This is a genomic window from Streptomyces sp. NPDC050121, assembly GCF_044460385.1.
GTDB classification, from domain to species: domain Bacteria; phylum Actinomycetota; class Actinomycetes; order Streptomycetales; family Streptomycetaceae; genus Streptomyces; species Streptomyces soliscabiei.
Map to the genome: position 1 here is coordinate 385,990 of NZ_JBITJV010000003.1, position 19,628 is coordinate 405,617.

Here is a 19,628-nt window from a genome sequence, read left to right on the forward strand (position 1 = left end):
GCGCGACCGAACGGGTCACGTGCGTGTCGAGCCCCCTTGCACCGTGCGTGCCGCGTCCCCCTGCGCCTCCCTGCACCGTGCGTGTCGCGTCCCCGTGGCCCGGGTCTCCCCGGGCCGTCTCTACAGCGTGCGTGCCGCCTCCAGGACGGGGGTGAGGGAGGAGACCGTCGCGTCGCAGCCCGCCTCGATCAGGGCCTGCTCGGCGGTGGGGTTGCGGGCGAGACCGATGAAGCGCAGGCCCACGGTCTTGGCGGCGGCGAGCTCGGCGAGCGTGGAGCCGATCAGGACGCCGGTCGCGGCGGGCGTGCCGAGCGGGCGCAGGGCACGCAGCAGACAGTGCGGGTCCGGCATGAGGCGCCGCAGGTCGTCGTCGCGGCCGTGCACGCCGGCGAGGGGCAGCCGGTAGGCCTCCAGGGAGCGGCGCACGGCCTGCTCGCACACGTCCGTGACCACCCCCACCCGGCGGCCGGCGGCGTGCAGGGTGCGGACGAGGACGACGGAGTGGTGCGTCGTCGGCGCGTCCGGTACGGCCCTCAGCTCCAGCTCGTCGAGACGGTCGCGCAGGAGCGGGCCGAGGCGGTCGCGGGCGAAGGTGCGCAGCACGTCCAGCGGATGCGCGAACAACTCCCGCCCCGCCACGTCCGGGTCGCCCGGCGGACGACCCGCCAGGGCGTCCTCGGGGTCGCGGTGCTCGGCGACGAGGGAGAGCAGGTCGAGGGCGGCCGCGCGGGCGCTGGGGGCCGTGAACAGGCGGGTCAGCGGGCCGTCGAAGCCGAACAGGACGGTCTCGGCGTCGGCGAGCAGCTCCGCCGGCGGGCGCGCGGCGGGGGCGGCGGGAGTACGCACCTGCGGGGGTGGCGCGTAGTCCGGCGCCAGCGTCACCGCACACGTCACCGCCAGCCCCGGCACCGGCCACCTGCCGAGCTGGGCGTTGAGCGCCCGCTGTGCGCCGGCCGCCCGGCGGACGGAGTGGTGACGGGTGATCCGCGACCCCGACTCCAGCAGCTGAGCCAGCAGCCGCCCGGACACGCCGGTGGCCTCCGCCCGTACGAACGCCACCGGGTCCGCCACCCGCCAGGACAGCTCCACGGCCGCCCTGAACTCGCCCTTGCCGGAGCTGGGCAGCGAGACCCGGTGGACGGCGTGCTGCGGGCCGAGGTCGACCTCGTAGTACGTCGTCGGACCCGGCGGGCGTCCGCCGTAGGGGTCGACGGGGTTGAGGAGGGTGAGGGGGCCGTCGGGACGCGTGTGCACGATCGCGGTGCGGCCGGGGGCGGGTATCCCCAACTGCCGCAGATCTTGGGTGAGCAGCGGCCCCCGCACCAGATCCCGCTCCTCGTCCTCGGCGCGCGGTGCGGGCAGCGGGCAGTACCAGGCGCGCGGCGGCCCGTCCGGGGCATCGTCGTACAGCGGCCGAAAACGATGGGGTCCGGAGGCGGCGGAACTGTGCGCGAAGTCGTCGTAGAGGTCGGGGTGGACGGTGAGGAGGACGAGGGCGCCGCTCTCCGGGGGTGCGGGGGCCTGCGGGCCGTTCTGGAACGTCACGCGCAGGCGCGGCGGTTCGGCCAGGTCGGTGAGGGGGCCGGGGAGCCAGCGCAGGGCGGCGGCGAGGACGGGGAGCAGGTAGGCGTCGGGGTGGACCTGGACGACGTAGCCGTCCCCGCGGACGTGGATCTCGTACTGCTGGGGGGTGAGATCGCCGCGGGCGAGGACCTCGTGGACGGCCAGTTCGAGGGTGATGCGGGTTTCGGGGTGGGCGGTGAGGTCGGCGTCGGTCTCGAAGAGGATCGAGAGGTCCCGCGCGGGGCGGGGCTGGGCGGGCTCGTCCACGCCGCCGCCCAGTCGGCGTACCGTCTCCTCGCTCACCGTTGCGAACGCCGAACCGGTGTCGGTGCCCCCGGGTTCGACGGCGGCCGCCTCCGCGTGGAACTCGCCCGTCGTGTGGCCCGCGCGTTCGTCGATCAGGCCGCCGATGCGGTCCAGGAGTTCGCGGGTGCGGCCGCGGGTCGTGCGGGGCAGGGTGCGCAGCAGGAGGTCGCGTACGCCCGGACGGAAGTCGTAGGAGCCGGGCGGGCCGGGGATGGTCGTCAGCATGCCGCTGAGGATGACCTCGGCCAGCTGCGCCGGGCGCGGATCGCGGTTCACGGCGCGTTGGACCAGGCGCATCACCGGCACGGAGGGCACCGCGAGGGCCAGATGGCCGGCCAGCCGGAACGCCTCCGGGGAGGCGGTGGCGCGGAAGCGCAGGACCAGGTCCTGGGCGGGGAGGCGGGCCGGGTCGGGGGCCTGCGGTCCGGCGGAGAGGGGCGGGGCCGGGGTCGGTGGGAGCCAGGCCGCCGCGCCCGGGGTGTGGGCGCCGCCGGGGCCCGCCACCAGCGCCGCCCAGTTGGCCAGCCAGGGTGCGCCCGGTTCCAGGACGGGCAGGGGGAGGGACGCGGCCGGCGGCGGCTCGGCCTCGGGGTCGTAGGGGGTGAACGTGACGGCGGAGAGCGGGGCCGCCGTGGTGGGGGAGGTGAGCAGCCCCGGCTCGGCCGGCAGCGCCGTCGTCGGCCACAGGCGCTCGGGGAGCGGCTGGACGACGGCCAGCGGCATCCGCGTCGCCCAGTGCCGCAGGGTGTCGTACCAGAGTTCGCCCGCCGGGCCGGGGCGCCACTGCGGGCCCATGCAGTCGCTGACGACGAGCGTGACCGTACGGCCGTCCGCCGGGTCGGGGACGTGCCGGGCCCGGCCGTCGGGGGTGGCCGGATGCAGGGTGACCGTGCGGAAGACGCCCGACTGGGCCAGGACGGTGTGCAGTTCACGGATGAGGGGCCGCCAGACCGGCATCGTCGGCCCGGTGTCGTGGACGAGGCTGAGGCGCAGCCAGCGGTCGCGCGCGGGCCGCAGGACGGGCAGCCAGACGTCGGGGTGGGCGCCCAGCCGGGCGATGCGGTCGACCGTCGCCCGCTCGTCGAGGAGCCGGGCGCGCGCCGACGGCACCGTCCGCTTCAGCGGGCGCAGGGCCCGCTGGAGGGCGAGGGGGTGGGGGAGCATCGGCGGCGCGGGCGCGAGGACGGGCCTGCCGGCGGAGGTGGTGGGGTGCGGGGGGTCCTTGTGCGGTCGCGGGGTGGGGAGGTGCAGGGGGACGCGGTCGGCCGGGGACGGGGGCTGGGTTGCGGGGAGGGGCGGGGAAGCTGCCGGACGGTTCTCGCGGTCGGCGGGCGTGGGGCCGGAGGCCGGAGCCGGAGGCGCCGACGGCGGCGCGGACTCGACGCCGCTCGGTTCCCCGCAGTGCTCTGCCTCCGGGCCGCCCGACTCCCGGGCAAGCCACAGTAGTTCGGCCAGCTCGCGGGGTGTGGGCGCCGTGCCCGACGCGGCCGTCAGCAGTGCGCTCAGCCGTTCCAGGGCGGACGGGTCACCCCTCGGCGTGTCTCTCCTCGGCGGGTCCTCAGAAGCCATCGCCGTCCGCCGTCGTGCTCAGGTAGGGCATCAGCTGTTCCGCCAGGGCGTCGCGGGAGTCGGCGTCGAGGCCGGCGACACCGGTGAGGTAGAGGGCGTTCAGGAGCTGGTCGGTGGCGAGTTCGCCGTCGGCCGCCCGGGTCAGGAAGCGGTTGATGAGGTGTTCCGCCTCGCCGGGCGGGGTGTCGAGGTGGGCCCGGACGATCTCGGTGAGCTGTGCGCGGTCGGGTCGGCGCAGCTTCAGCCGGACGCAGCGGCGCAGGAAGGCGGGCGGGAACTCGCGCTCGCCGTTGCTGGTCAGGACGACGAACGGGAAGGCGCGGCAGCGGACCCGGCCGCGCGTGACGGTGACCGGCGCGTCCGAGCCGTCGGCCAGGACCTCGGCGGTGCCGTCCTCGACGCGGTGGCGGGCCGCGCGCAGGAGTTCGGGGATCTCGTACTGGCCCTCCTCCAGGACGTTCAGCAGGTCGTTGGGCAGATCGAGGTCGCTCTTGTCGATCTCGTCGACCAGGAGGGCGCGGGGACGGTCGTAGGGGAGCAGGGCGGTGCCGAGGGGGCCGAGGCGCAGGTGGTCCTCGACGCCCTCGGCGCCGGAGAGCTCGACCGGCTCCTCGGCGCCGGAGCGGCCGGTCCGTTGGCGCCAGGCCGCCTGTCGGGCCGCGTACAGCCGGGACAGCGGGTCGTACTGGTAGAGGCCGTCGGCCAGGGTGGAGCGGCTGGTGATGTTCCAGCGCAGCACCGGGCCGAGCCCCAGCTCCCGCGCCACCGCGTACGCCAGCGAGGACTTGCCGGTGCCGGGCGGACCGGTGACCAGCAGGGGGCGGCGCAGCACCAGGGCCGCGTTGACGAGCTGGACGCTCTCCGGGGTGGCGACGTAGGAGCGGGCGCGGTGGACGCGGTCGGGGGAGACGGCAGCCTCGTCGTCGGCGTCCCGGGGCGGCGGTACGACGGGCTCGCCGTCGAACGCGCGCCAGGGCGGCGGCGCGGGCAGCCGGTCGATGCCGTCGTGGGGCTCGCTGTTCCCGGTGTAGACGGACCAGTGCGGCATGGTTCTCCGAAACTCGGTGTGGCTCGGTGGGGCTCAGGGGGGGGCTCAGTGGGGGTGGTGGGGCGGTTGGGGCGGTAGATGGCGCTGGGTGGGGGCGCTGATGGTGGGGTGGTTCAGGCCACGGGGGAGTGGGCGTGGGCGGGTGCCTCGCTGTGCGGGTCGGTGAAGACGCGCGGGTCGTCCCACAGCAGTTGGATGTCGTGCGCCCAGTGGCCGTCCTCGACGTCGGCCTCCTCCCGCAACGCCAGGACGCGGCGTGGGAGTTCGGCGGGCGGCACGCCGGACAGGCAGCTGTCGAGCTCGTCCAGGAACACCTTGCCCGCGCAGCCGTCCCCGCCGGCGCAGGGCTCGTCCGGCCCGGTGGCGCAGCCCTCGCGGGACCAGACGACGATCGGGGCGGGCGCGTTGAGCGAGGATTCGAAGTGGGGGCGGGTGCGGGGCGCGGCCGGGGCGGTGGAGAAGCCGGCGAGACAGGCGTCGTCCTGACGCAGTCGCAAGCGCAGTCGGCGCGGTTCCTCGGCGCTGCCGCACTCGACGCGGTGCACGCGCGCGCCGGGCACGGTGTCGAGCCGGTTCCACACCCGGGTCAGCTGGTGCCGGACGCCCGGCCGGCGGCGGGCCTGGTCGGTGACGACCAGCGGGTACACGCAGCCGAGCGGGGTGTCGTCGTCGGGGGTGGACGCCCAGCGGTCGACGGGCAGGTCGATCCAGTCGCGGGGCAGCGCGAACGTGATCAACTCGTCGCAGCCGGGAGTCAGATAGCGGAAGGCGGCCTCGATGCGGTCCTGCACATAGGCGCGCAGCCCGGCCTGCGGGACGGTGTCGGAGCCGACCGGATGCCGGCGGCCCCCGCTGTACGCGGACACCTCGACGCGGACGTGTCCGTCGCCCGCGCCGCTGTGCTGGAGGTCGACGAGGATGGGCGACCAGTCCGGTGCGGCGGCCGGCTCGGCGGGGGTCTCGGCGGGGGTCTCGGCAGGGGGTTCGACGGGGGGTTCGGCAGGGGGCCGGTATACGGAGGCCACGTGGGCGGTGAAGCGGGCGACGGTGGTGGCCGCGTCGTCGCCGTCGACCTCGCACAGCACGAACAGGGCCGCCGACCACAGGGAGTCGAAGCCCTCCTCGGGCGCGTCCGGGTCCAGCGGGCCGCGGGACGCCTCGTACAGCTGCACGCGCCGCCCGGCGTCGTCGTCCAGGCCGGCGCGGACGGCGCGCTCGACGAGTTCGCGCAGCCGGGCACGGTCGGCGGTGCGGTGGTCGGAGGTGGGGACCAGGCCGCTCAGGGCCGGCCAGTAGCGGGCCATGACCTCGGTGGGCATCATCCGCCCGTTGTGCACGCCCCGGTCGCCGGCGGCCGCGGTGACCATGCCGACGACCTCGCCGGTGTCGACGAGGGTGACGGCGGCGCCGCTGAACCCGGGGGCGAGCGGCTGCCCGCCGGGCTGCCAGGCCTCCAGCTGGATCCACTCGCGGTTGAGCAACTGGGCGGCGGTGATGCGGTATTCGGCGAGGGTGCCCTCGTCGAAGCCGACCGGGAAGCCGTAGACGAGGAGTTTGCGGGGCCGGTCGGGCCGCTGTCCGTGGGCCGCGTCCACCGGCGCGAGCGCGGCGGGCGCGATCGGCACGTCGTGGGCCAGCTCCAGGACGGCCAGGTCGCCGAGGTCGGTCGAGCCGCCGCCCCAGCCGCCGTCGGCGATCACGCGGGCCGGTACGGCGGCGGAGCCGGGGCGCTCGGTGAAGGTCACCGTCAGCGCGTCAGCGGCGGCTTCGTGCACGACGTGGGCACAGGTCAGCACCCTGCGCGGGGTGACGAGGAAGCCCGCGCCGACCACCTCGCCGGCGCTCTCGATCCGGGCGTGCCACTCGGCGCTGTTCATGAGGGGGCCGTTCATGAAAGGGCTGTTCGTGCGGGGGTCGGTCGGGCGGGAGCCGGTCGTGCGGGGGCCGTTCATGAGGGGCTGGAGGGCGACCAGGTCAGTCGTACGACGAGGTGGCCCTCCGCCGTGCCCTTGGCGATGATCGCGCCCGTCTCCGCCGACAGCTTCACCCCGAACTCGATCTCCACGCCGTCCGGCCGCAACGCCCCGTCCCGGAAGACGCGCAGCGCGGCCTCGGCGGCGGCGCGCACGCCGTCCAACGCGCCCTCGAAGGTGCGGGCCGCCTGGACCGTACCGTCGGCCCGGGCCACCAGGCGGGAACCGGGCCGCCTCTCCGTGGGCGCTTCGACGGCGATCACGGCGCCGTCGTCGGTCTTGAACTCCATCAGTCCGTCCACGGTGTCCCCGTTACCCTTTCCGTTCAACTGCGGCTCTGTGCACATCCATTGTCACGGACGGTACTTGAGCTTGTCCCGCGTTCACCGCGCCTTCGTGAACCGCCCGGAAAGCGTCCCGTGCCGCCGTACGTCAGGACGGCAGCGCCCGCTTCATGATCTTCCCCATGTCGTTGCGGGGCAGCGCGTCGAGGTAGCGCACCGCACGGGGCCGCTTGTGCGGGGCCAGCCGACGGGCCACGTGGTCGGCCAACTCGCCCTCCGCCGGGGGTGATCCGGGGTCCACCGGCACGACCCACGCGACGATCCGCTCCCCGAGGTCCGTGTCCGGCTCCCCGGTGACGGCGGCCTCACGCACCCCCGGATGCTCGAGGAGCGCGTTCTCGATCTCCCCGGCCCCGATCTTGTAACCCCCGCTCTTGATCAGGTCGGTGGCCTTGCGCCCCACGATCCGGACGTACCCGTCGGGATCGCGCACCGCCACATCGCCGGTCCGGAACCAGCCGTCGGCGGTGAAGGCGGCGGCGGTGGCGTCGGGCCGGTTGAGGTACTCGGTGAACAGGTTCGGCCCGCGCACCTGGATCTCCCCGACGCTCTCCCCGTCGTACGCCTCGACGGCCGACCCGTCGTCCTCCACGAGCCGCAGTTCCACGCCGGGCAGCGGCACCCCGACGGTCCCCGCCCGCGCCTCCCCGTCCGCTCGGACGCTGGTGTTCATCAGCGTCTCCGTCATGCCGTACCGCTCGATCACCCGCCGTCCGGTCGCGGCCGCGATGCGCTCGTGGTCGTGCACGGGCAGCGCGGCCGAACCGGACACCAGCAGCCGGGCCCCCGAGAGCGCCTTGACCAGCTCCGGATCGTCGGGGAGCGCTTCGGCGATGCGGTGGTACATCGTCGGCACCCCGAACAACATGCTCGCGCCGCTGTTCAACTCCCGGGCGACGCCTTCCGTGTCGAACCGTCCGAGGTGCCGTAGGGAGCCGCCCCGGCGCAGCGGTCCGAGCACCCCCAGCACCAGCCCGTGCACATGGAACAGCGGCAGCCCGTGCACGAGGACGTCCTGTCCGGTCCACTGCCAGGCGTCGGCGAGCGCGTCGAGCGTCGTGGCGATCGCCCGCCGCGGGACGACCGCTCCCTTGGGCGGCCCGGTAGTGCCGGAGGTGTAGACGACGAGGGCGGCCTCCTCATCCCCCACGGCCTTCTGCTCCACCGCTGCGACCCCGCACACGTCGACGTCGATCCGCTCCAACCCCCTCAGCGCGGCAGGCAGTTCATCACCCGGAGCCGCCAGTACGGCCCCCGGCGCGCTGTCGGACAGGATGTGTCCGAGCTCCTTGTCGCCCGACTTCGGGTTCAGCGGCACGGCGGCCGCCCCGGCGAGCAGCACGCCCACCACCCCGACGGCCGTCTCCAGCGTCGGAGCGGCCCACACGGCGACCCTCCCGCCCGCACCCCGCAGCCGTTCCCCGACGGCGCCGGCCGCCCCGGCGAGTTCCGCATACGTCAGGGAGCGCCCGCCGAACCGCAGCGCGGGGCGGCCCGACGGGGCGTCCGTCAGGGCCGGGAAGAGAGAGGACGAGGACACGGGAGGGACTCCTTGGCGGCTGCGGGAACAATCAAGCCTGTTCCTACCCCGTCGCCCGGCCCCCCACCGCCGGCTACCGAGTGTGATGTTCGGGCCGGTGGTGTGATCGCGAACCCTTGTTAGCCTTCGGGTTGTCGGACTTTCGTACGAAGGGTGGAATCCGTCGTGGCGCGTATCGCACTCGTCACCTACGACCCCCGGCCGGAGCCGAGCAGGGACCGTGATCTGCCCGTGCTGCAGGCGGCGCTGGAGCGGGCCGGGGCCGCGGCGGACGGGGTCTTCTGGGACGACCCCGACGTCGACTGGGCCTCCTACGATCTTGTCGTCATCCGTTCGACCTGGGACTACAGCTGGCGCGCGGACGAGTTCACGGCCTGGGCGCAGAAGGTCGCCGATGTCACCCGGCTGGCCAACCCGGCCGCCGTCGTGCGCTGGAACGCCGACAAGCGGTATCTGGGGGAGCTCGCGGCGGCCGGAGTGCCGACCGTCCCGACGCGCTACCTCGCGCCCGACGATCCGGCCGACCTGCCCACCGACCACGAGTACGTCGTCAAACCCACCTCCGCGGCCGGCGCCCGCTATGCCGCCCGCTACACGCCCGACCAGCACGAAACGGCCGTACGGCAGCTCGCGCGGATGCACGACGAGGGGCTGACGGCGATGGTGCAGCCCTATGTGCGGGGCATAGACGCCGGCGGTGAACGGGCCCTGCAGTTCTTCGGCGGCCGGCTGCTGCACGCCAGCCGCAAGCGGGCGGTCCTGGCCCCCGGCACCGCCTACGACGCGCAGAAGGTCGCCCACCCCGGCCTGGAGCCCTGGACCCCGACCCCGGCCGAGACCGCCGTCGCCGAGCGCGCCCTGGCCGCCGTACCGGACGCGCCCGAGCTGCTCTACGCCCGGGTCGACCTCGTGGACGGCGACGACGGGCAGCCGTGCGTGATGGAGCTGGAACTGGTCGAGCCGAACCTGTTCCTGTTCCTGCACCCGGAGTCGGTGCCGGCCGTCGCGGCGGCGATCATGGCGGCGGCGGCCGGCACGCGCTGACGACCGCCACCACCTGCGGACGGCGTTACTCCCTGATCGTCGTACGTTGCAGCAGCCCCCAGGTGAACTCGGCGACGACCTCGTGCGGCGTCCCCAGTGCGTCGGGCGCCCTGAAGGCCAGGCCGCAGCGGGTCGGGGCCGTGCCCTCCAGGGGGCGGGCGGGGGCGAAGGCGGCCGCGACCTCGTCGACGGTGCAGGACCACGAGGTGAGATCGTCCAGGGTGTTCAGGGGCGGTGGCTCGGCGCCCGGGGCGCGCACCAGCCACTCGTTCCAGACGCCGCCGTTCGGCGCGAGCAGCAGCTCGAAGCGCAGGTCGGGCCAGAGGGACACCGGCCACACCCAGACTTCGCAGTCGGCGTCGCCGACGCGGCGGGGTGCGCGGGACTCGGGTTCGCCGAGGGCGGCGCGGTAACGGGAGAGTGCGCCCCGTGCGTGCGGGGAGTGGGCCATCGCCTGCCAACGCCTGTTGGCCTCTCGCATCTGGGCCAGGGAGACGCCCAGTCCATGACGGGCGTTCTCCACCAGGTCCTGGTTGTGGTCGGCCATACGGCGCAACAGGACCAGCTGGAAGTCGAGAGGCGTGAAGGAGCCGGCGAGGCGTTTCTGAGTCGGCATGGCCCCCATCCTGGCGCACTCGCGCCTTTCACGACCATTGCCCGGCGCAAAGGCTTATGACAGCCTGTGTTCGTCATGCCGATCGCCTGTTGAAATCTCGAACACAGGCACTGAGAACGACTACAAAGGGAGGGGGCCGGTCGTGGGACGCCTCGTACCTGCCGTGACCCGAGCTCTCGACATTCTCGAGCTCTTCCTCGACGGGGACGGTTCGCTCTCCGCCCCCGACATAGTGCGCAAGCTCCAGCTTCCGCGCACCACCGTGCACGAACTCGTGACCACGCTCTCCGCGCGGTCCTACATCGTCCCCGTGCCCGGACAGCCCGGACGGTACCGTCTCGGCGTCCGCCCGTACCAGCTCGGCAGCCGCTACGCCGAGCAGCTCGACCTCGCCGCCGAGGGTCAGCAGGTCGCGCGGACCGTCGCCGAAACGTGTGACGAGACGGTCCACGTCGCGATCCTCGAGGGCGCCGACGTCATCTACATCGCCAAGGTCGACTCCACCCACGCGGTCCGGATGGTCTCGGCCGCAGGCCGCCGACTCCCCGCCCACTGCACCTCCGTCGGCAAGATGCTGCTGGCCTCGCTCCCCGAGCCGGAGCTCAGCGCGCGCATCCCCGACGACGCCGACCTCATCCGGATGACCCCCAACAGCATCACCGAGCCCGGCGCCCTGCGGCAGGCCCTGGCGGAGATCCGGGAGCGGGGCGTCGCGGTCGAGAACCGCGAGTCCAACCCGGACGTCAGCTGCGTCGCCGCACCGGTCCGCGACCGCACCGGTCAGGTCGTCGCCGCCCTCTCCATCTCCGTCCCCATGATCCGCTGGAGCGACGACCGCCGGGTCGAGCTGGAGCAGCTCGCCGCGAAGGGCGCAGCGGAACTGTCCGAACTGCTCGGTTACCGGAGCGTGGCATGACGACGTCGTACGAAGTGGCCGTGCGGGCCGAGGCGACCCTCGGCGAGGGCCCGACCTGGGACCCGGCCACCGGCCGCCTGCTCTGGCTCGACATCCTGGGCGCCCGCCTGCACACCTACGACCCCGTGACGGGCGGGCGCACGGTCCGGGTCACCGACCAGCACGTGGGCGCGGCCAAGCCCCGCGCGGGCGGCGGCCTGGTCCTGAACCTGCGGGACGGCGTGGGCCTCCTCGACCCCGACGACAGCTTCCGCTGGCTGCACCACGAGCCGGTCGCGGGCCGCCGCGCCAACGACGCCGCCGTCGCCCCCGACGGCTCCCTGTGGGCCGGCACCATGCGCTACGACGAGGCGCCCGGCGGCGGCACCCTGTCCCGCCTCACCGGCGACGGCACGGCGGACGTCGTCCTCGACGACGTGGCGGTGAGCAACGGGACCGGCTGGAGCCCGGACGGCACGCTGATGTACTACGTCGACTCACCGACGCGCCGGGTCGACGTCTTCGCGTACGCGGCGGACGGGCAGCTCTCCGAGCGCCGTCCGCTCGTCGAGATCGAGGAGGGCGCCGGCTTCCCCGACGGCCTCACCGTCGACGCCGACGGCTGTGTGTGGGTGGCGCTGTGGGACGGGGGGGCGGTACGCCGCTACACCCCGGCGGGCGAACTGGACCGCGTGATCACCCTGCCCACCCCGAGGATCACGGCCTGCGCGTTCGGCGGCGCCGACCTGACCGACCTGTACATCACCACCGCCCGCGTGGGCCTGGACGCCCCGCATCCGGTGGCGGGGTCGCTGCTGGTGGTACCGGGCGCGGGGAAGGGGCTCGCCCAGCCGGCGTTCGCGGGCTGACACGGCCGGGGGCCGCGGTGGCCGGGGGCGGTGGGCGACTACCGCAGCCCGGCCCGCTTCAACTCGTCGCCCGTCAACGGCGGCCCGGTCAACGCCGGCTTCAACGGCCCCACCGCGGCCGCCGCCAGCACCGACGGACTCAACAGCACCTCCGGCCCGCGCTCCAGCGAGGTCACGTCGGTCACCCGGCGGGCGATGCGGCCGTTGCCGGTGGCGGTGTGCATCAGCCGGCCGACGTACGCCGCCACGAGCCGGTCGCGGAGCGTGGGCCCGTCCTTGGTCGCACCGGGGTAGAACACGTCCTGGCCGACGGCGAGGTCCCAGGCGGTGCCGGCGGGCCGGGCCACCGCCTTCTGGATACGACGGGACAGCCCCGGCGCGCCCCAGCCGTGCCGCCGGACGACGTCCCGAAGGCTCACCGCGCTCTGGGCGGCGACGGCGAGGCCGTGACCGTAGAGCGGGTTGAACGCGGCGAGGGCGTCGCCGACGACGGCGAAGTTCTCCGGCCAGGCCGGCATCCGCTCGTAGAAGTGCCGGCGGTTGACGGTCGCCCGGGTGTACGCCACGTCGGACAGCGGCTCGGCCTGTTCGAGCAGCTCCCCGATGACCGGGTGGCGCAGTTCCTCATGGGCGAAGCGGACGAAGTCGTCGTTCCCGGTGGAGGGCTCGGCGCCCCGGGTGCCGTTGAGCGTGACGATCCAGCGGCCGTCCTCGATGGGCAGCAGAAACCCCGCCCGCCCCGGCGCTCCGTCCCGCGGATCGGGCTGCACGTTGACGATCGGAAACCCGGAACGCGCCTGCTCGGGGGCGAGATACAGCCGACTCGCATACGCCAGCCCGGAATCCACCGTTCGCCGCTCCACCTCCCCCAGCCCCAACTCCACCAGCCACCTACCGGCCCGAGACCCCCGCCCAGTGGCGTCAACGACCAATCCGGCCGGTATCACGCACTCCCCACCCGCAGCACCCGCCTCCTCACCCGCCTCCTCACCCGTGCCCATGCCCGTGGCCGTCCCCGTCGTTCGCCGTGTTCTCACGCGTACGCCCGTGACCGCTGTCTCGTCGCCGACCAGGTCCAACACCTCGGTTTCGGCAAGGAGTTCGATCCTGGGGTCGGTCAGGACCTGGGTGCGGATCGTGGCGTCCAGGAGGTCGCGGCCGGCCAGGATCACGTGGTGGGACTCGGGCCAGCGGCGGAACCAGCCCCGCGGGCCGAGGACCACCATGTCCGTCGTGACCGGGGCCCGTCTCGCACCGGCGTCGTGGAGCGCGTCGGTGACGCCCGGCAGCAGGTCCGCCACCGCCCGCACTCCGCCGGACCACAGCATGTGGGCGTGACGGGCCTGGGGCAGGCCCTTGCGGGGGGCGGGGCCGTCGGGCAGCGCGTCGCGCTCGATGACGACGACCCGGTCGGCGAGGCCGGCCAGGGCGCGCGCCACGAGCATGCCTGCATGGGATCCCCCCAGGACTACGGCGGTTCTGGCGGGGTTGGAGGGTTCACTCATGCGTGGACATGCTCTCTGCCGGGGCGGCCGCGCGGGCGCGGACCGCCTGGAGGTCTACGGGGTGACGAAGGGCCTGGGACACGGCCTGGATCTCCCGCAGGAGGTAGGTGGTGTCCGGGCCGGAAGGGCCGGAGGGGCCGGAGGCACCGGGGTCGCCGGTGGTGCCGGTGGTGCCGGGGGCGGCAGCGTCTGTCGGCGGGCGTTCGGTGTCCGTGGCCGGGTGCTGTCGCCGCCGCTGCCTCGCCTCGACGGCGTCCAGCAGGGTCACGGCGGCGGCCAGTGCCTGGGAGCGGCCGCGTTCGAAGCCGAGGGCGACGGCGGTGTCGTAGGAGCGGGTGCGCAGGTCGTCGTCGAGGTGCCGGGACAGTTGGAGGAGCGCGTCGCGGATGAACGTCTCACGGCGGATCAGCCGCAACTCCGGGGTGGCGCGCAGGTCGAAGGGCTCGCGGCCGCCCGTGACGGTCCGCATCAGCCGGGACAGCGGCCGCAGGCTCCGATGCCGGCGCCGGACGCGCCATCGCTCCTGAAGGTACTGGCCGGCGTGCGGCACGATGAAGCCGACCGCGACCAGGGTGGCGGCGATACAGGCCGCCGACGGGGCGATGTTGGTGTTCAGCCAGTCCAGGTCGTGCCCGGTCCAACGGGCCACGACGGCCGTCAACTTGGCCGCGCTGAACAGCAGGTTCGTCACGTAGCCGGCGCCCAGGAGGCGCAGTCCCCAGCGCAGCCAGGCGTCCAGGCCCTCGGTGCGGCTCCAGTTCCAGACCAGCCGGGCCGTGATCGAGCAGGCCACCGTGTGCGCGAGCAGGTAGAGCAGGATCTCCTCGCGCATGAACGGCGTGTTGGCGTAGTAGGTGTCCAGGTCCCGGATCCGCTCCACCGGGACGTCGGCGAGCGCGAAGAGCACCCACAGCGCGACCACCACCCCCGCGTACGCGGACACCACCCACCGGGTCGTGCGCCGCGTCTGCGCCCCGCGCTCGGTGAGGTTGTTGCGCCAGGCGATGACCAGCAGCAGCCAGGACGCGGACAGCGCCGTGATCAGGGAGTACACCCAGGGCGCCGCGATGTTGGGCACGCCGGTGACCCGGTTGGTCCAGGCGATGGTCTTCGGCGCCGCGAACACGAACACCGCGCAGGCGAAGACCAGCAGCCCGCCGACGGCCCGCAGCAGCGGGTCCCGCCAGAGCTTGAGGATGCTGGGCAGCTTGATGGCGAGGGCGGTGCCCAGGACCACGGTGGGCAGCCAGAACGAGATGTACAGCCCGTGGCTCACCGCGCCGAACCCCTCCGTCCGCGATAGCCCAGGGTCCGCTGGACCGCGGCCGTCTCCGCGGCCGTCGCGGAGTCGTTCAGATAGCGTCGGAAGCGGGCCGCGAGCCGGTGACCGAAGTCGTCGGCCTCGGCCTCGTCGTCGGCCCGGGAGCCACTGCGGGCGGCGACGGCCAGCGCGATGGAGTCCCAGTCGGACCGCTCCGACCGCTCCGACCGCTCCGACCGCTCGGACCTCTCGGACCTCTCGTTCACCTCGTCCGACCGTCCCGAGCGCCCCGACCGTCTGGCCAGGGCGTCCGCCGCCGCCGTGCCGACGCCATGGTGGTGGTGTCGGTGCCCGGCGTGCAGATGCCACAACTCATGGCCGAGAATGACGAGTTGCTGCACCGCCTCGGCCCGCTCCTCGACGATGACCAGGTCGAAGTCCTGGAACTCCACCCACAGCCCGGTCACCTCGATCTCGTCGGGAAACCGCTCGAACCGCACCTCGACGGGCCGCCCGCCGCGCCGCGCGGACATCTCCTCGCACAGCGCCCGGCACACGTCCCGCACCCCGGACGGCCGGCAGGGGCGCGCCCGCACCGCGGCGGAGAGCTCGGCGGTCAGCTCGCGCATCGCCGGGCCGGTCCGCACGCGCCGCAGCGCCGAGGCGATCCGGGCCGCACTGCCGCGCGCGCCCGCGATGTCCATCCGCTCCCCCTTCTCGACCGCCCTGCGGCAGCCCGTTCGAGCCTACGCGGCTGGTTGTGTCCGCGTCACGAGAAGTCCGTGAGCGTCACGGATAGAAAGCGCTATCAGAAGTCGTGTCGAAACCATTGACGCGCAAGCGCTTCGATCTTACGGTCCCGTTCGAAGTTACGAGCACGATTCGAAATGTCGAACCACGCGAACGACAGGGGCACGGTATGGGACAACCTGGCCTGAATCGCAGGCAACTTCTCGCCGCAGCAGGCGGGTTGGCAGTGGCGGGCAGCCTCGGCTTCGCCGCCCTCGGCACCGGCGCCGACGCGCTCGCCTCCGACGCGCACACCCGGGTGCGGTACTGGAACCTCTTCAGCGGCGGCGACGGCGCCAACATGATCGCGATGCTGGACGCCTTCCGCGGCGAACACCCCGACATCGAGGTGAAGGACTCCACCCTCCAGTGGGGCAACCCCTTCTACACCAAGCTCGCCATGGCCGCCGCGGGCGACCGCGCACCGGAGCTCGGCGTCATGCACATGGGCCGGGTCGCGGGATTCTCGCCGGGACGGCTCCTGGACCCGTGGGACGAGACCCTCCTCGCCAAGTACGGCATACGCAAGGAGGACTACAACCCGGCGCTGTGGAACCGCGGCGTCATCGACGGCAGGCTCTACGCCCTGCCGCTCGACATCCACGTACAGCTCTGCTTCTACCGCAAGGACGTCCTGAAGAAGGCGGACCTGCTGGGCGACGACGGCCGGATGATCCCCGTCACCTCCACCGACGAGTGGTTCGACGTCCTGAAGAAGGCCAGGCAGGTCCAGAAGAAGGGCCTGCAGACCATCGGACTGTGGACCAACGACCAGAACTTCCAGTGGTGGTTCTTCGTCGCCTTCTACACCCAGCTCGGCGGCCGGTGGTTCAGCGACGACAACACCGACGTCCTCTTCGACGTCGACAAGGCCACCCAGGTCCTGGAGTTCCTCCGCAGGCACGTCACCGACGGATACGTCATCCCGGGCGCGCCCACCGGCGAGCAGTTCATCAACGGCGCCCCCTTCACCTGGGAGGGCAACTGGTCGGTGCCGGTCTTCTCCGGCGCGAAGCTGGACTACGGCGCCACCCCGCTGCCGCCCGTCTTCGGCAGGCAGGCGACCCACGCCGAGTCGCACGCCTTCGTCCTGCCGCACCAGGCGGGCCGCGGCGGCGCCACCGACGAGGCCGCGCACGAGCTGGCCGCGTACGTCGTCACGCACGCCCTGCAGTGGGCGGCCGGCGGCCACATCCCCGCGTACACGCCGACGCTGTCCACGGCCGCCTACAAGAAGCTCACCCCGCAGAACGAGTACGTCTTGGCCATGAACCACCAGGCCACCGAGCCGAAGGTGTGGTTCGCGGGCTCCACCGGCGTCCTCGCCCAGGACCTCGGCCCCGTCGTCGTCTCCTCGACCATGGGCTCCGCCAAGCCGGCCACCGTCGCCCAGCGGATGAAGTCCCATCTCACCAAGCTCCTCGCCTCGAAGAACCCGATGGACGGCAAGACCGCCGCGCAGGGAGGTGCGCTCGCATGACGACCAGTGCCCAGACCGTCGTCGCACCGGCGCGGGCGAAGACCGCCGCCGCCACCGCGACCCTGCGCCGCAAGCAGGGCTTCCAGCACGGGGGCTGGTTCGTCGCCCCGTTCCTGCTGCTGTTCGCGCTGTTCGTGATCTGGCCGCTGCTGCGCGGCGTCTACCTCAGCTTCACCGACGCCAACATCTCCGGCGACGGCGCGAGCTTCGTCGGCCTCGACAACTACCGCGACGCCCTCAACGACCAGGCGATGTGGGACGCGCTCGGCCACAGCGCGTACTTCACGCTGCTCGTCGTGCCGTGCATCACGGTCCTGGCCTTCCTGCTCGCGATGCTCGCCCACCACATCGAGCGCGGCAAGTGGCTGTGGCGGCTGTGCTTCTTCGCACCGTTCCTGCTGCCGTCGACGGTCGCTGCCAACATGTGGCAGTGGCTGTTCACCCAGGGGATCGGCCTGTTCAACGAGACCTTCGGGCTCACCACACCCTGGCTGACCGACAAGTCGTACGCGATGCTCGCCATCGTCATCCAGACACTGTGGTGGACGGTCGGCTTCAGCTTCCTGCTGTACCTCGCCGCGCTCCAGGGCATCCCCGACCACCTCTACGAGGCCGCCAAACTGGACGGGGCGAACGCCTGGCACCGGATGGTGCACATCACCCTGCCGATGCTGCGCCACATCACCGGCCTGGTGATCGCGCTCCAGGTCCTCGCCTCGCTCCAGCTCTTCGACCAGGCCGTCGTGATGATGGACTTCGGCCCCGGACCCGAGCTCAGCACCCGCTCCTTCGTCCAGTACACCCTCGAACAGGGCTTCACCAGCTACCGCGTGGGCTACGCCTCCGCGATGTCCATCATCTTCTTCGTGATCATCGCGGCCGTCGCCCTCGTGCGGATGGCGCTGCTGCGCAACCGTGAGGAGGGCGGCCGATGACCACCGCCGCGACCACCCCGAAGGTCAAGTCCCGCAAGCCCTGGACGCCCAGCCAGATCGTCCTCACGCTGCTCGGCGTCGCCGTCTCCGCCGTCTTCGTGGCGCCGATCGCCGCCGCCCTGTTCACCTCGCTCAAGTCCGAGGCCGAGGCGGCCGAGATCCCGCCGCACTGGCTGCCGAGGGTGTGGACGGTCCAGGCCTGGAAGGCCCTCTGGGACACCGGCAACATCACGAACTGGTTCGTCAACTCCCTCGTGGTGTCGATCCTGGTGACGGCCATCGTGGTCACCGTGGCCGCCCTCGCCGGATACGGTTTCGCCCGCACCGAGTTCAAGGGCAGGTCCGTCCTGATGGGCGTCATGATGACGGGCCTGATGATCTCCCCGGCCGTCCTCGGCGTGCCCCTCTTCAGCACCGTCCAGCAGATGGGGATGGTCGACACCTACTGGGGCATGATCCTTCCGCAGTGCGCGCCCGCCGCGATGGTCTACATCCTCTACAAGTTCTTCCAGGGCATCCCGCGAGAACTGGAGGAGGCGGCGTTCATCGACGGCGCCGGCCGCTGGCGGGTCTTCTTCACCATCGTGCTCCCCCTCTCCCGCCCCTCCCTCGCCGCGGTCGGCATCTTCACCTTCATCGCCTCGTGGAACAACTTCCTGTGGCCGTACATGGTGACCAACAACCCCGACCTGATGACGATGCCGAACGGCATCGCGACCGTCATGAACTCCTACGGCATCCAGTGGGCGCAGCTCATGGCAGGCGGTCTCATGGCCGGCCTGCCGCTGATCGTCGTCTTCGTCTTCTTCCAGCGGCAGATCGTGGCGGGCGTCGCCCACACGGGATTGGCGGGACAGTGACAGTGGGCGGAGTGGGCGGAGTGGGCAGAGCGGTGACGGCCGTGGTGGCGGCGCTCCTCCTGGCGTTCCTCCCCAACGCGGCGCAGGCCGCACCGAGTTACCCCGATCCGCTTCCGATCACCGGCCAGCAGATCATTCACGACCCGACGGTGATCCGTCTCAAGTCCGGTGACTACGTGGCCTATTCGACGGGCGGCATCATCGGAGCCCGCCTCTCGAAGGACCTCAGGCACTGGGACGACGCGGGCAACGCCTTCGCGACTCCGCCGAGTTGGTGGTACGAGTACAACGACACCGGCGACCCCTGGGCGCCGGACATCTCCTACCGCGCGGGCCGGTACTGGCTGTACTACGCCGTGTCGTCGTGGGGCACCAACCACAGCGCGATCGGCGTGGCCACGTCCCCGACCGGCCTGCCCGGTACCTGGACGGACCAGGGCAAGGTCTTCACCTCCGAGACGACCGACGCCTGGAACGCCATCGACCCGGCGATCATCCGGACGGGCAGCGGGCTGTGGATGTCGTTCGGGTCGTACTGGACGGGCATCCGCATGGTCGAACTGAACCCGAGGACGGGCAAGGCGCTCCCCGGCGCGACGGTCGCCCACCTGGCGACCCGCCCGGACGCCCCGTACGCGGTGGAGGGCCCGTACATCGTCGAACACGGCCGCTACTACTACCTCTTCGCGTCCTACGACGCCTGTTGCGCGGGCGTGAACTCGACATACAAGATCAAGGTCGGCCGCTCGACGAAGGTGACGGGCCCGTACGTCGACAGCACGGGCAAGCCCCTGCTGGAGGGCGGCGGCGACCTGCTGCTGGAGGGCCATGGCCGTTTCATCGGCACCGGCGGCGAATCGATCTTCAAGGACAGGGGCAGAGATGTCCTGGCGTACCACTACTACGACGCAGAGGACGGCGGGACGCCCAAGCTGGGGCTGAACAGGCTCAGCTGGACAAAGGCGGGTTGGCCCAAGGTCTTTTAGGGGCGCGGGGCTGTGTCCATGCGCGGCTCCGCCGCGTGGGCGCGA

General features: G+C 72.8%; 16 protein-coding genes. 7 read left to right on the forward strand and 9 right to left on the reverse strand.

Annotation, left to right across the window (positions count from 1 at the left end):
• Positions 1 to 120: 120 nt before the first annotated feature.
• The 5 genes from ACIBTS_RS06500 to ACIBTS_RS06520 form a co-directional block, all read right to left on the reverse strand.
• Complete coding sequence (locus ACIBTS_RS06500; protein WP_399317014.1) at positions 121 to 3,438, reverse strand: SAV_2336 N-terminal domain-related protein; 3,318 nt, start codon at positions 3,436 to 3,438, stop codon at positions 121 to 123.
• Positions 3,428 to 4,486 carry a MoxR family ATPase gene (locus ACIBTS_RS06505; RefSeq protein WP_319677891.1) on the reverse strand — a complete coding sequence of 353 codons (1,059 nt, stop codon included), beginning with the start codon at positions 4,484 to 4,486 and terminating at the stop codon, positions 3,428 to 3,430. The genes ACIBTS_RS06500 and ACIBTS_RS06505 overlap by 11 nt, the downstream gene beginning before the upstream one ends.
• Positions 4,487 to 4,599: 113 nt before the next feature.
• Positions 4,600 to 6,363, reverse strand: coding sequence for a trypsin-like peptidase domain-containing protein (locus ACIBTS_RS06510; RefSeq protein ID WP_399317208.1), 1,764 nt, complete (start codon positions 6,361 to 6,363; stop codon positions 4,600 to 4,602).
• A gap of 71 nt (positions 6,364 to 6,434) precedes the next feature.
• On the reverse strand, positions 6,435 to 6,761 hold the full coding sequence (locus ACIBTS_RS06515; RefSeq protein WP_399317210.1) for a CU044_2847 family protein: 327 nt from the start codon (positions 6,759 to 6,761) through the stop codon (positions 6,435 to 6,437).
• A gap of 130 nt (positions 6,762 to 6,891) precedes the next feature.
• On the reverse strand, positions 6,892 to 8,343 hold the full coding sequence (locus ACIBTS_RS06520) for an acyl-CoA synthetase (protein ID WP_399317016.1): 1,452 nt from the start codon (positions 8,341 to 8,343) through the stop codon (positions 6,892 to 6,894).
• 165 nt (positions 8,344 to 8,508) lie between these two features.
• On the opposite strand from ACIBTS_RS06520, the gene ACIBTS_RS06525 reads away from it, so the two are divergent.
• A complete protein-coding gene (locus ACIBTS_RS06525) occupies positions 8,509 to 9,387 on the forward strand; it encodes a RimK family alpha-L-glutamate ligase (protein WP_399317018.1) in 879 nt (292 codons plus the stop codon).
• A 25-nt stretch (positions 9,388 to 9,412) separates the two neighbouring features.
• Here ACIBTS_RS06525 and ACIBTS_RS06530 read toward each other — a convergent pair whose 3' ends face one another.
• Complete coding sequence (locus ACIBTS_RS06530; protein ID WP_319677558.1) at positions 9,413 to 10,012, reverse strand: hypothetical protein; 600 nt, start codon at positions 10,010 to 10,012, stop codon at positions 9,413 to 9,415.
• A 133-nt stretch (positions 10,013 to 10,145) separates the two neighbouring features.
• On the opposite strand from ACIBTS_RS06530, the gene ACIBTS_RS06535 reads away from it, so the two are divergent.
• Positions 10,146 to 10,919 carry an IclR family transcriptional regulator gene (locus ACIBTS_RS06535; RefSeq protein ID WP_399317020.1) on the forward strand — a complete coding sequence of 258 codons (774 nt, stop codon included), beginning with the start codon at positions 10,146 to 10,148 and terminating at the stop codon, positions 10,917 to 10,919.
• The gene (locus tag ACIBTS_RS06540) at positions 10,916 to 11,767 is read left to right on the forward strand and encodes an SMP-30/gluconolactonase/LRE family protein (RefSeq protein ID WP_399317022.1); all 852 of its coding nucleotides are present in this window, start codon (positions 10,916 to 10,918) and stop codon (positions 11,765 to 11,767) included. Before ACIBTS_RS06535 ends, ACIBTS_RS06540 begins: the two co-directional genes overlap by 4 nt.
• Before the next feature lie 38 nt (positions 11,768 to 11,805).
• Here the strand turns inward: ACIBTS_RS06540 and ACIBTS_RS06545 are convergent, their stop codons facing one another.
• Genes ACIBTS_RS06545 through ACIBTS_RS06555 form a run of 3 tightly spaced genes read right to left on the reverse strand, consistent with a single transcriptional unit; the run spans position 11,806 to position 15,237 of the window.
• The gene (locus ACIBTS_RS06545; RefSeq protein ID WP_399317024.1) at positions 11,806 to 13,272 is read right to left on the reverse strand and encodes an NAD(P)/FAD-dependent oxidoreductase; all 1,467 of its coding nucleotides are present in this window, start codon (positions 13,270 to 13,272) and stop codon (positions 11,806 to 11,808) included.
• Positions 13,265 to 14,548 carry an MAB_1171c family putative transporter gene (locus tag ACIBTS_RS06550; protein WP_399317026.1) on the reverse strand — a complete coding sequence of 428 codons (1,284 nt, stop codon included), beginning with the start codon at positions 14,546 to 14,548 and terminating at the stop codon, positions 13,265 to 13,267. The genes ACIBTS_RS06545 and ACIBTS_RS06550 overlap by 8 nt, the downstream gene beginning before the upstream one ends.
• The gene (locus tag ACIBTS_RS06555) at positions 14,545 to 15,237 is read right to left on the reverse strand and encodes a toxin-antitoxin system, toxin component family protein (protein ID WP_399317028.1); all 693 of its coding nucleotides are present in this window, start codon (positions 15,235 to 15,237) and stop codon (positions 14,545 to 14,547) included. Before ACIBTS_RS06555 ends, ACIBTS_RS06550 begins: the two co-directional genes overlap by 4 nt.
• Before the next feature lie 215 nt (positions 15,238 to 15,452).
• On the opposite strand from ACIBTS_RS06555, the gene ACIBTS_RS06560 reads away from it, so the two are divergent.
• The 4 genes from ACIBTS_RS06560 to ACIBTS_RS06575 are packed head-to-tail and all read left to right on the forward strand — an operon-like array spanning position 15,453 to position 19,583.
• The gene (locus tag ACIBTS_RS06560) at positions 15,453 to 16,802 is read left to right on the forward strand and encodes an extracellular solute-binding protein (protein WP_399317029.1); all 1,350 of its coding nucleotides are present in this window, start codon (positions 15,453 to 15,455) and stop codon (positions 16,800 to 16,802) included.
• Positions 16,799 to 17,737 (forward strand): carbohydrate ABC transporter permease, encoded by a 939-nt coding sequence (locus ACIBTS_RS06565; protein ID WP_399317031.1) that lies wholly within the window; start codon positions 16,799 to 16,801, stop codon positions 17,735 to 17,737. Before ACIBTS_RS06560 ends, ACIBTS_RS06565 begins: the two co-directional genes overlap by 4 nt.
• On the forward strand, positions 17,734 to 18,597 hold the full coding sequence (locus ACIBTS_RS06570) for a carbohydrate ABC transporter permease (RefSeq protein WP_399317033.1): 864 nt from the start codon (positions 17,734 to 17,736) through the stop codon (positions 18,595 to 18,597). The genes ACIBTS_RS06565 and ACIBTS_RS06570 overlap by 4 nt, the downstream gene beginning before the upstream one ends.
• 20 nt (positions 18,598 to 18,617) lie before the next feature.
• Positions 18,618 to 19,583, forward strand: coding sequence for an arabinan endo-1,5-alpha-L-arabinosidase (locus ACIBTS_RS06575; protein ID WP_399317035.1), 966 nt, complete (start codon positions 18,618 to 18,620; stop codon positions 19,581 to 19,583).
• Positions 19,584 to 19,628 lie beyond the last annotated feature (45 nt).

Coding starts and splice junctions, on each gene's coding strand:
- ACIBTS_RS06570 (WP_399317033.1), top strand. CDS start 17,734: ATGACCACCGCCGCGACCACCCCGAAGGTCAAGTCCCGCAAGCCCTGG.
- ACIBTS_RS06555 (WP_399317028.1), bottom strand. CDS start 15,237: ATGGACATCGCGGGCGCGCGCGGCAGTGCGGCCCGGATCGCCTCGGCG.
- ACIBTS_RS06500 (WP_399317014.1), bottom strand. CDS start 3,438: ATGGCTTCTGAGGACCCGCCGAGGAGAGACACGCCGAGGGGTGACCCG.
- ACIBTS_RS06560 (WP_399317029.1), top strand. CDS start 15,453: ATGGGACAACCTGGCCTGAATCGCAGGCAACTTCTCGCCGCAGCAGGC.
- ACIBTS_RS06505 (WP_319677891.1), bottom strand. CDS start 4,486: ATGCCGCACTGGTCCGTCTACACCGGGAACAGCGAGCCCCACGACGGC.
- ACIBTS_RS06565 (WP_399317031.1), top strand. CDS start 16,799: ATGACGACCAGTGCCCAGACCGTCGTCGCACCGGCGCGGGCGAAGACC.
- ACIBTS_RS06545 (WP_399317024.1), bottom strand. CDS start 13,272: ATGAGTGAACCCTCCAACCCCGCCAGAACCGCCGTAGTCCTGGGGGGA.
- ACIBTS_RS06530 (WP_319677558.1), bottom strand. CDS start 10,012: ATGGGGGCCATGCCGACTCAGAAACGCCTCGCCGGCTCCTTCACGCCT.
- ACIBTS_RS06510 (WP_399317208.1), bottom strand. CDS start 6,363: ATGAACAGCGCCGAGTGGCACGCCCGGATCGAGAGCGCCGGCGAGGTG.
- ACIBTS_RS06540 (WP_399317022.1), top strand. CDS start 10,916: ATGACGACGTCGTACGAAGTGGCCGTGCGGGCCGAGGCGACCCTCGGC.